Here is an 11,508-nt window from a genome sequence, read left to right on the forward strand (position 1 = left end):
ATTTTATTCTTTTATTTTGATTTTATCAATATTTAATTTTTATTTCTATCTACTATTTAATTATTTATTTTGAATCACTCTAAATGTATTTCACAAACAAAAAAACGCCATGAAGAAAATTTTACTAGGCTTTACCATCGCTTTTGCAATAACAGCCTGCCAAAGAGAGGGGGAATTCCCCAGTAATCCTGACCAGAATATAGTAATCAGTACTGATACCCAAGCTTTGAATACCAGAGTCAGCCTTGAAGGAGCAGGTGTTATCAGTATTTTCAATCCGGAACTTGCAATGGGAAGGACTTTGGAAGATACACCTGCAGGTAGACTCCCCTTGATGTTGGTCTCACAAGTAGAGCCACCAAGGTATGATGGTAAAATCTTAAAAGCTACTCATGTAGATATTGATGGAGATTATGCCTTTGTCAGCTACAACAAAGAAGGTCCTGGTTTTTATGGTGCCATAGAAATCTATAATATTTCCAATCCCCTAAAGCCTGAGATTACTGCACAAGCAATGTTCAAAACTGCAGATATCAACTCATTGACTTATCAAAATGGTAAGCTTTTTATCGCAGCTGCATTTGACATTGACAGGGATTTTGAAGGAAATACAGCCGCTCAATATATGACGGTAGATGTATCAAACGGAAATTTCACTTCTGATTTTACCAGATCAGATATTGATGGTTTTGCAGCCACAGATGTTACAAGAACCCCCTCTCACACTGCCGTAGCATCAGGCTCAAATGGTTCTATAGGCCTCTTCAATGGTAGTAATGAAATGGAAAGTGAATTAGCCATTTCGGACCTCAGGGCTGTAAAATATGGCAACAACATTTTGGCAGCACTCAGTGGCACTGAAGGGATACACCTTTTGAATCCACAAACACTTTCAAATATTGGAAAAATCTCTATCCCTGAAGATATCCCTCAATCCAAAAGGACTCTGGATATGGGCCCTGAAATGCTTTTCGTTTCTGAAGGCTTAAGAGGTGCAGGAATTTATAGCCTACCATCAGGAAACCTTATAGAAAAAATTGCTATCCCCATCAATCCAGAAGGTGTGCTTTCTGAAGACCTAGTCACTAATGCTGTTTCTTATGATGAAAACCTTTTGTTGATGGCAAATGGTGGTGCGGGCGTCAGCATAGCAGACCTGACTAACCTCTCCAACATTGAAAAACTGGGCATACTTTCCCTATCAGGTTCCTCCAATTTTGTAAAAATCAAAGGTCAGCACTTATTTGTTGCTACAGGTGCAGGTGGGCTTCAAATCCTAAAAATTTCAAAAGAAGAAGTTGAAGATGATGCAGGCAACACTGCAATAGACTGTAGTTTTTCAGGAAGGTATATGGGAAACCAAAACCTAAATATCAACAGCAATCAGGCCGAAGCGTATAGAGGATCAAACTCCTTCAAAAATGTCAATATTGGTGGACACCTGATTTTTTGCGGTTCCATGTCTGTGGAAAATAGTTTAAATGTAAACTCAAATGGTCTTTTCGAAATGAATGGTTCGTTTGCCTTCGGACAATACCAAAGAAACAATACACTTAGTATCAATAGCAATGCGGTAATGAGAATCAGTGGATCGGCAGTGATTTATGGAGATATTAACCTCAATTCAGGTGCCACGCTGGAATTTGTAGGAGAAGGCAATACAATCACCATCTTCGGAGAAGTACGAAAAGGAAGCAATATTACCATTTCAGGTAACTTTACCGATACAGAGGGCAAATTAAACTAATCACCCAGCATGCGAAATCACCCATAATCAGAAAGGCCCAGAAATTCTGGGCCTTCTACTTTATCTTTTCTCTTCGTACCAGGTTTTATGGACGATTTTCCAATACCCATCCCGTTTCACCAAAGTCAAATAATCATAATAATAAAACTCAGGCCAGAATAGCTCTGTTTTCGCTACTGCTGTGTAGCCTTTGATTTCAATATCCAATAACTTGTTGTCGAAATCCTCAGGGTCTCTTTTGGTTGTGCCCGCTGCAGTTCCTGATGCCCATTCTTCATAAGGAGTCACAGTGAATTTCTCCCCTCTATAGCCTATTAATCTGGCGGAGGGATCAAAAGCCTGATCCAATTTTCCCCTATCCCTTTCCATCATCCCATCAAAATACAGTTTAATTGTCGCTTCAATCGCTTCCTGCTCCTTTTCATCAGATTGCCCAAAAACAGAGGAAACCGTTACGAAAAGCACTAAAAACAACCATCCGATTTTTTTCATAGTCTCAATTTTTTTAACATTCGCCAAAGCTCCAGTTTCTACCTTATCCCGAATCGCTTCGTTTTCGGGACTTCCTCTAAAGCTTCAGTTTCCACAGTATTTCTACCGTATTTCAATAATATATCTACATTATTTCACCCAACGGAATATCTCAATATCTACCAATATCAATCAGTATCCATTAATATCCCCAACCCTTATCCCGAATCGCTTCGCTCTCGGGACTTCCGCTAAAGCTCCAGTTTCCACAGTATTTCTACCATATTTCTGTCACAGGAGCAGCCAATATCCAAATATCCCCTAATATCAATTAGTATCCATCACTATCATTTAAACCCAACCCCCATATTATACAGTCCAAAAGCATAAATATCAGCAATTTCCTGAATTTGCATGGAAGTCGGTTTACCCGCTCCATGTCCTGCGTTGGTCTCTATTCGGATCAATACGGGAGCATCGCCTTGTTGGGAATCTTGGAGGGTTTGTGCAAACTTAAATGAATGCGCCGGAACAACCCTGTCATCATGATCCGCTGTCGTTACCAAAGTAGCGGGGTAATTGGTCGGACTCAATCTATGAAGGGGCGAATACGCTTTCAGGTACCTGTACATTTCTTCGCTATCATCAGCCGTCCCATAATCATACGCCCATCCTGCTCCTGCTGTAAATTGATGATACCGCAACATGTCCAGTACTCCCACTGCCGGGAAAGCAACTTTGGCAAGATCCGGTCTTTGGGTCATAACTGCCCCTACCAAAAGACCACCATTACTTCCACCTCTCAAGGCCAAGTAATCTGATGAGGTATAACCTTCATTGATAAGGTATTCACCTGCCGCTATAAAATCATCAAATACGTTTTGCTTACTCATCTTGGTCCCCGCCAAATGCCAGTTTTCACCATATTCTCCTCCACCTCTTAGGTTTGGAACAGCATAAATCCCTCCATTTTCCAGCCAAACAGTATTCGCAATGCTGAATGAAGGTGTCAAACTTACGCTGAAACCACCGTACCCATAAAGTATAGTAGGATTTTTCCCATCCATCTTGAGCCCTTTCTTGTGGGTAATGATCATGGGAACTTCTGTACCATCTTTAGATGTATAAAAGATCTGATGGCTTTCAAATTTCTCAGGGTCAAACTGAATATCAGGCTTATTGTAAACAGTGCTTTCACCTGATTGAATATTATACTTATAAATCGTACCGGGAGTAATGTAAGAGGTGAAGCTGTAGTACAATTCAGTTTCGTCGCTTTTGGCTCCAAATCCTCCTGCGGAACCTACTCCAGGTAAATCAATTATTCTTTCCACACTGCCTTCATAGTCCAGTTGCCTTACTTCAGTAATGGCATCCTTGAGATAGGAAGCAAAAAACTTACCTCCACCCTTAGAAACACTCACTACACTCTCCTCTTCAGGAATTATATCTGTCCAATTTTCAGGCATTGCTTGATTCACCGGAGCTGTTACCAGCCTATTGTTAGGCGCATCTTTATTGGTGAATATGAAAAGTTTACCCTCCTTATGTTCGATGAGGTAATTATTGCTTTCCATATTGTCCACTACTTTGATGATCGGTGCATTGGTCTTATCCAATTCCTGAATATATAATTCATTACCAGTAGTGGAATTTGCTGCGGAAATGGACAAAATCTTCCCATCTTCTGTCACAGAAGCGCCAACGTATCTCCTCGGATTGGCATCATCTCCAAAAATCAATTTATCTTCAGCCTGCGAGGTTCCTAACTTATGGTAATAAAGTTTATGGTTATTGGTCAAGGCCGAAAGCTTAGATCCATCAGGCTTGTCATAGGTACTGTAAAAAAATCCTTCCTTGCCTTTCCAGGCAATTCCCGTAAACTTTGCATCTTCGATTTTATCCTCCAAGAGATCCTTGCTTTCAGTGTCCATTACATAAATATCTCTCCAATCTGATCCAGCCACAGAAACTGCATAAGCGAAAAGTTTACCGTCTTCGGTAAAGGCGGTTCCTGCTAGTGAAGTGGTCCCGTCTTCTGAGAGTTTATTCGGATCAAGGAACACTTCCTCATCTCCCCCATCCACTGATTTTCTGTACATGACAGCTTGATTTTGGAGCCCATCATTTCTGTAATAGTATTGATAATCCCCTTGAGTCCTTGGAGCAGAAACTTTTTCATAATTCCAGACTTCCTCCAAGCGCTTCCTGATATCTTCTCTAAAGGGTATTTGCTCTAAATAACCAAAAGTAACCTCATTCTGGGCCTTTACCCAAGCCTTGGTTTCTTCTGCATAATCATCTTCCATCCACCTGTAGGGATCAGCTACCTGTTCTCCCCAATAGGTATCCATATGCTCACTTTTTCTTGTTTCAGGGTAATTCACTTCGATTTTTTCAAATTTTTGTTCTTGTGCGCAAGCTCCTAAAAGGAGCAAACCAAGCACGGTTGCTAAAGTTTTATTCGGGGTCATTTCTGTTGATTTTAGTGTATAAAAAAAGGCCTGTAAAAAGGCCTTTAAAATTAATATTACAGTAGGTCAAATCCAAGGTAAGGAATCAACACCTTTGGCATCCTGATACCTTCTTCGGTCTGATTATTTTCCAAAATGGCAGCTACTATCCTTGGCAATGCTAAGGCAGAGCCATTTAATGTATGTGCTAACTGTATCTTCTTGTCTTCTCCTCTATACCTCAATTTTAGCCTATTGGCCTGGTAAGCTTCAAAATTACTTACAGAACTTACTTCCAGCCACCTTTCCTGAGCGGCGGAATACACCTCCATATCATAAGTAAGTGCTGAAGTAAAGCCCATATCTCCACCGCACAGCCTTAACACCCTGTAAGGAAGTTCTAACTTCTTTAATAAGCCCTGTACATAGATGCTCATTTCTTCCAATGCCTCATAAGACTGGTCTGGATGGGAAACATGCACAATTTCCACCTTATCAAATTGATGAAGTCTATTTAAGCCCCGTACATGAGCTCCCCAGGAACCGGCTTCTCTTCTAAAACATGGGGTATGACCTACATTTTTGATCGGAAAATCAACCTCATTCAAAATGACATCCCTATACATATTCGTTATAGGAACCTCAGCGGTAGGAATCAGGTAAAGACTATCAGCGGCAGCTTCATACATTTGCCCTTCTTTATCCGGCAGCTGACCCGTTCCATATCCAGATTCTTCATTGACCAGAATAGGAGGCTGCACCTCGTAATACCCCGCCTTAAGGGCTTCGTCCAAAAAGAAATTGATAAGCGCTCTCTGAAGTCTTGCTCCCCTTCCTTTGTAAACTGGAAATCCTGCTCCAGCGATTTTCACCCCAAGATCAAAATCTATAATATCGTATTGTTTGATCAAATCCCAATGCGGAAGACTACCTTCCGGTAGTTTAGGGATTTCCCCATATTCCAACACAATTTCATTATCCTCTGCTGATTTTCCGGATGGAACAGAGCTGTGGGGCACATTGGGTATGGAATAAAGAAGCTGCTTGAGATCTTCTTCATAATTATTATAGGTTTCTTCAAGACTTTTTACTTGCTCCTTGATTTCAGAAGTTCTGGATTTAATTTTCTCTGCTTCTTCCTTTTTTCCCTCCCGCATCAGCATTCCTATTTCTTTGGAAATAGCATTGGCTTCAGCTTGAAGGTTGTCCCTCTGTGTTTGGGTTTCTTTACGGCTTTTATCCAGCTCTAATACCTGATGCAAAGTAGCCTCTGCATGAGGGAAATTCCGTTTTTGCAATCCTTCAAGGACTGTCTCAAAATGATCACGAATGGTATTGACAAGTAACATAACTGCAGTACAAATAAAATGAATTGACAAAGATAAGGATGTTCATGGAATAGCCTTTCCCCAAGATTGATTTTGGCTTAATCCAAATAGTAAACCCGTTTTACCCTCGAAGAAATATTGGTCAACAACTCATAGGGTATGGTTCCTATTCTTTTGGCCAGGTCTATAAGGGATATGCCAGGACCATATATGACTACTTCATCTCCTTCTTTGGCTTCAATATCCGAAATATCCACCATTGTCATATCCATGCAGACATTCCCTATGACTTTGGCTTTCTTTCCATTGATCAGAACATACCCGCCTCCATTGCTGAAGCGTCTGTCAAAACCATCTGCATACCCTAAGGCGATGGTGGCTATTTTTCCATCTTTGTCCATAATTCCCTTTCTACCATATCCAATGGTTTGGCCTTTTTTCAAAAATTTGATTTGAGAAATAGTAGTTTTCAAAGTACTTACAGGCTTCAGTTTTCCATCAAAAATCCCTGACACTTCTACTCCGTAAAGACCAATTCCCAATCTTACCATATCCATTTGATGGTCTGGGTAACGGGAAATACCTGCTGAATTTAGGGCATGAATCAAAGGCTTGTAGTTCAATGTTTGACTGATTTCATTTACCATTTCGGAAAATTGTTTGAGTTGTTCCAAAGTAAATTCCTCATGTTCAGACTCATCTGCCCCAACCAAGTGTGTATAAATACTTGCAATTTCCAGTTGGGGAAATTCCAGGATCAGTCTTTTCAGTTCCTCAAGTGCTTCTTGTTCAAAACCAAGCCTGTGCATACCAGTATCTAAGTCTAAGTGAACTTTAAGATGCTTTTGGTTCGTCTTGCAATAAATCCCCAACTGCCTGAAAAAAGACAGGCTGTAAACAACCGGTTCGAGTTCCTGCTTGACCAAGTGCATGAAACTTTCCTGAACTGGATTGAGTACCATAATCGGCATTTGGATTCCCTCTTCCCTCAATGCAATTCCTTCATCCGTATAGGCAACGGCCAGATAATCCGCCTTCAGCTGTTGCAGATGATTGGCAATCTCAGCCGCACCTCCACCATAAGCAAAAGCTTTTACCATGACCATAACTTTTGTCTTGGGGTGAAGCTTACTTTTATAAAAATTGTAATTATGAGTCAAAGCATTGAGGTTGATCTCCAAAGTAGTCCCATGAACCCTTTGCTGCAGACGGTTGACAATTTCTTCAAACCCAAAACTCCTCGCTCCTGTGATCAGAACCAAGTCGTTATTGAAAAAATCAGTTTGCAATTGACTTAGAAGCAATTTTGTGTTAGGATAAAATAAAGAATTTCCCACAAAAGAATTTTGTACAAGTGAAATTTCTGCTCCTACGCCTATCAAATAATCAATTTGGTAATAATTACACAACTGCCCGATCTCTTCATATACCCTTTCCTTTTCCCCAACTTGTAAAAGATCTGAAAGAATTAATATTTTACGGTTTTTTGGTCGCTGCGCTGCCATAAAATCCAAAGCCAACTTCAGACCTGCCAAATCATTGTTGTAAGTGTCATCTATAAGTAGGCATTGATTGATTCCTGGCTTGAGAGTCAGTCTCATATCTACAGCCTTGAGGTGATCCAGCCCTTTTTGTACGGCAGTATTATCCATACCTAGACTGATTGCCGCGGTAATGACATGCCTGATATTTTCCAGGGATGCCTCATCCACAAACGGCACCCAAAAAGTGAATACACTTAAGTCCGTGCGCATCATCAGAATCTTGGATTTACCCTCCTCCTTTTTTACAGTATAGGTAAAATCAGCCCCCTGGTTTTCAGACCATGAAATGAGTTTTTCCGGATTGAATACCGCTTCTAAAAGCTCCGCTGGCATTTTTTGTTCTTTCCTGTAGATGATAAAGCTACAGTTTTCAAAAAGACGGATTTTCTCCTGAAGCTTTTGCGTCTCAGAGGCAAAGCCTTCCTCATGTGCCGTACCTATGTTGGTAAAAATACCCATATTTGGTTTGAGTATTTTTTCAAGTTTGGCCATTTCACCGGGTTTGGAAATACCCGCTTCCATAATGGCTACTTGGTGCTGCGATTCAATTCCAAAAATAGATAAAGGAACACCCACCTGGGAATTATAACTCTTAGGGCTTTTGGCCACAGTAAAGTGGGTACCCAATACCTGCCCCAACCATTCCTTCACTATGGTTTTACCATTACTCCCAGTGATGGACACCAATGGGCCTAAAAAAAGTTTTCTTTGGTAAGCTGCCAAAGCCTGTATTGCGATGTGAGCATCCCGAACACCAATAAAAGTCGCCTCTGGAAATAATTTGGCATCAAAATCTTGAGCGACTAAAAAGTGCCTTCCCCCCAATTCAAAGACTTCTTTAATAAAATCATGACCATCAAATTTAGCTCCTCTCAAGGCTACAAATAAAGACCCTGAAGGATTGAGGATATTCCTGGAGTCTATGACTATAGCATGTATGGCTCCTTCCACACTCCCTGACAAAAGACTCCCTTTTGTAATTTCAGCTACTTGCCCTGCTGTAAGCGCTTGCATCATGGCTTTAAATTAAGGAATTACTTATTGCTTTCTTTCTTTTTGAAAAAAACCTGTTTAATCCATCTCGGAAGAAATATCGCTCCCAGTAAAAGGTAAGGATAATAAGATAAAAGCCTCCACAGGATACTGGTGACAAAGGTGTAGCCGACAAGAAATTCAGAGAAGAACTGGGCAAAGAAAAACTCTGCTGTTCCGCTACTTCCTGGTGTTGGTGATATCATCATCACGATCCACATAATCACCTGCCTGGCAAAAATGATAATGTGCTCATTTAGTGAAAGAGACTCGTAGGCTCCTATGAGCGCATTGAGCATTAAGTATCGAGAACTCCAGATAAATATGGTGGCCCCAATTATCGGAAGCCAATAATTCCAGCTTTTCCCAACCAACTCTTTAGACGCTTCAATGATCTGATTGCCATATTCGTTGGCAGAATGTTTCCACTTTCTGAGCCATTTGATGGAGTATATTTTCAATAATACCCACTTGAAAACTCGAGGTCTGTAAAAAAGTGCCAATGCCATAATCAAAGAATAGAGGGCATAGAGGGCATAGCTCGTCCAAAATAGTACTTCCAGACTTCTTCCAAGCTTCATTTCCATCACCCTGCTCGCTGGAAAAATATTTCCTTGCGCAAAGAACAAAATAATAGGAGCACCTATGACAAAAAAGAGATTGTCCAAAATTGCCGTTACCATCACAAAAGCAATGGCTTTTCCCAATTTGATTCCCTCTTTATGAAGAATAAAAATTGCAACCGCAGTGCCTCCTACTATTGAGGGTGTTACCGCCGATGCAAATTCCCAAAGGATAATTACATAAATAGCACGGATCCAAGTCAGTCTCTTACCTGTAATTTCCCTGATCCTGTACACATAACCTGCATCTCTAAAAAGAATAACCAAAACAGCCAACGCAATCCCCCATGCTGACGCATCAAAAACTCCCCTGAGTGTTCTCGCATTGACATTTGGATCCAGGTAGAACATCAGGAAAACAATACCTATTCCTATAAGGACTGGTACCCAAACCTTGTTGGGGTTAAGCGTTTCGAAAATCTTCTTGTTGTCTAACTTCATACACTACTCTGTGGCCACCTGTTCAGTCTTTTCTACCCAAAAGTTATTAAATCCCTCACCGATGGTAATGGTAACCTTAGACAGTTGTAGAAGTTCCAAAATTGCCAAAAAAGTATAGATCACAAAAATCTTATCCCGTTTGTATTCAATAAATTCAGAAAAAGGAATTTTATTTCTGAATGCAATTCGTTCCAATATAAAGTCTTTTTGCTGTTCGATAGTGTAAGGGTATTGAATCACAGTGTGCGTGGTTTCGTCTGTTCTGGCAGCATACTTGGACATAACTCTCTGATAAACCTTAAGTAATTTATAAAGGTCTATGTCCTGCATTTCTGCATCCACATCATCAGCCTTATGAATGGATTTCAGCTCAGCAGCAATATTACCCCTTTTCACTTTCGCCATCCTGCTTTCTTCCAAAGCAGCCAAGTCACTGATTACGGATTTATATTTTTTATACTCTAGCAAATGCCTGATCAATTCCTCTCTCGGGTCAATTTCCTGACCATCTTCACCCAATTCAGGTCTAGGTATCAACATTTTGGATTTAATTTTCATAAGAGTAGCTGCAAAAAGAATAAATTCACTTGCTACTTCAATCTCCATTTTCTCCAATTGATGGATATAATCCAGAAAGTCTTTGGTGATTTTGGCTATGGGAATGTCATAAATATCCAGCTCATCTCTTTCTATGAAAAAGAGCATCAGGTCAAAGGGACCTTCAAAAAGAGGCAATTTGATTTCGAAACTCACTGGTTACTATTTATTTTCTCTTAATTTTGCACGGTATTTGGTTCAAAGATATCCAAATAATGCTAATTTAACACTTGGAAGACAAAAAGAGCCGGTAAGTATGCACTGACCCTTATCAATATCTTTTTCAAACAATTGACATCTCATGATGTTAATAAATTTTAAAAATGTAATGTTTCGCTGATGATAATTCAACCCGGAAAACTTCTATCCCAGATCAACACTCCTGATGATCTTAAAAGATTCTCCAAAGACCAGTTAGTACAGATTTGCGACGAATTGCGCCAATTTATCGTGGATAATGTATCCGTCTATGGTGGACATTTTGGCGCCTCCTTGGGAGTGGTAGAGCTCACCGTAGCTCTGCACTACGTACTCAATACTCCCGAGGACCAGTTGGTATGGGATGTTGGTCATCAAGCATATGGACATAAAATCCTGACTGGCAGAAAAGATAAATTCTACACGAACAGACTTTATGGTGGCCTTTCTGGATTTCCGAAAAGAAAAGAAAGCGAATATGATACTTTTGGTGTAGGCCACTCCAGTACATCCATTTCTGCAGCCCTAGGTATGGCTATGGCTTCCAAATACAAAGGCGATAAAAACAAACAACATGTAGCAGTTATCGGCGATGGATCGATGACTGGGGGTATGGCTTTTGAAGCCATGAACCATGCAGGTGTTTCAGACACCAACATGATTATTATCCTCAATGACAATTGCATGTCCATTGATCCCAATGTTGGCGCTCTAAAGGATTATCTTACTGACATTACTACTTCCCATACATATAACAAAGCAAAAGACGAAGTCTGGAACTTGCTTGGCAAATTCAGCAAATTTGGTTCTTCCGCTCAAGAAATTATCTCTAAAGTAGAAGGTGCCATCAAATCTGCTGTGTTGAAGCAAAGCAATCTTTTTGAATCCCTCAATCTCAGGTATTTTGGACCCGTTGATGGTCACGATGTCAACCATCTCGTAGAGGTACTTGCCGATCTGAGAGACATTCCCGGTCCAAAAATCCTCCACTGTGTCACAGTAAAAGGGAAAGGCTATGCTCCAGCAGAAAACGGTAATAAAACCACTTGGCATGCGCCTGGTCTTTTTGATAAG

At 40.5% G+C, this 11,508-nt stretch carries 8 protein-coding genes; 2 read left to right on the plus strand and 6 right to left on the minus strand.

The window, feature by feature from the left end; all coding sequences use genetic code 11:
• Window positions 1-109 precede the first annotated feature (109 nt).
• Complete coding sequence (locus tag EA341_RS15325) at window positions 110-1,747, plus strand: hypothetical protein (RefSeq protein WP_293016041.1); 1,638 nt, start codon at window positions 110-112, stop codon at window positions 1,745-1,747.
• A 60-nt stretch (window positions 1,748-1,807) separates the two neighbouring features.
• Here the strand turns inward: EA341_RS15325 and EA341_RS15330 are convergent, their stop codons facing one another.
• The 6 genes from EA341_RS15330 to EA341_RS15355 all read right to left on the minus strand — a co-directional run bounded on the left by EA341_RS15330 (window position 1,808) and on the right by EA341_RS15355 (window position 10,392).
• A complete protein-coding gene (locus tag EA341_RS15330; protein ID WP_293016042.1) occupies window positions 1,808-2,239 on the minus strand; it encodes a nuclear transport factor 2 family protein in 432 nt (143 codons plus the stop codon).
• 326 nt (window positions 2,240-2,565) lie between these two features.
• Entirely contained in the window at window positions 2,566-4,692 is a 2,127-nt protein-coding gene (locus EA341_RS15335) for a prolyl oligopeptidase family serine peptidase (protein WP_293016043.1), read from the minus strand.
• A gap of 56 nt (window positions 4,693-4,748) precedes the next feature.
• The gene (gene serS, locus EA341_RS15340; protein WP_293016044.1) at window positions 4,749-6,020 is read right to left on the minus strand and encodes a serine--tRNA ligase; all 1,272 of its coding nucleotides are present in this window, start codon (window positions 6,018-6,020) and stop codon (window positions 4,749-4,751) included.
• A gap of 77 nt (window positions 6,021-6,097) precedes the next feature.
• The gene (locus EA341_RS15345; protein ID WP_293016045.1) at window positions 6,098-8,560 is read right to left on the minus strand and encodes a bifunctional UDP-N-acetylmuramoyl-tripeptide:D-alanyl-D-alanine ligase/alanine racemase; all 2,463 of its coding nucleotides are present in this window, start codon (window positions 8,558-8,560) and stop codon (window positions 6,098-6,100) included.
• 17 nt (window positions 8,561-8,577) lie between these two features.
• Window positions 8,578-9,639, minus strand: coding sequence for a lysylphosphatidylglycerol synthase transmembrane domain-containing protein (locus EA341_RS15350; RefSeq protein ID WP_293016046.1), 1,062 nt, complete (start codon window positions 9,637-9,639; stop codon window positions 8,578-8,580).
• Between the two features lie 3 nt (window positions 9,640-9,642).
• Complete coding sequence (locus EA341_RS15355) at window positions 9,643-10,392, minus strand: segregation/condensation protein A (RefSeq protein ID WP_293016047.1); 750 nt, start codon at window positions 10,390-10,392, stop codon at window positions 9,643-9,645.
• Between the two features lie 183 nt (window positions 10,393-10,575).
• On the opposite strand from EA341_RS15355, the gene EA341_RS15360 reads away from it, so the two are divergent.
• On the plus strand, window positions 10,576-11,508 hold a 933-nt coding region (locus EA341_RS15360; RefSeq protein ID WP_293016048.1), incomplete at its 3' end, for a 1-deoxy-D-xylulose-5-phosphate synthase N-terminal domain-containing protein.

The sequence above is a fragment of the Mongoliibacter sp. genome, from assembly GCF_007692705.1.
Lineage (GTDB): Bacteria > Bacteroidota > Bacteroidia > Cytophagales > Cyclobacteriaceae > Mongoliibacter.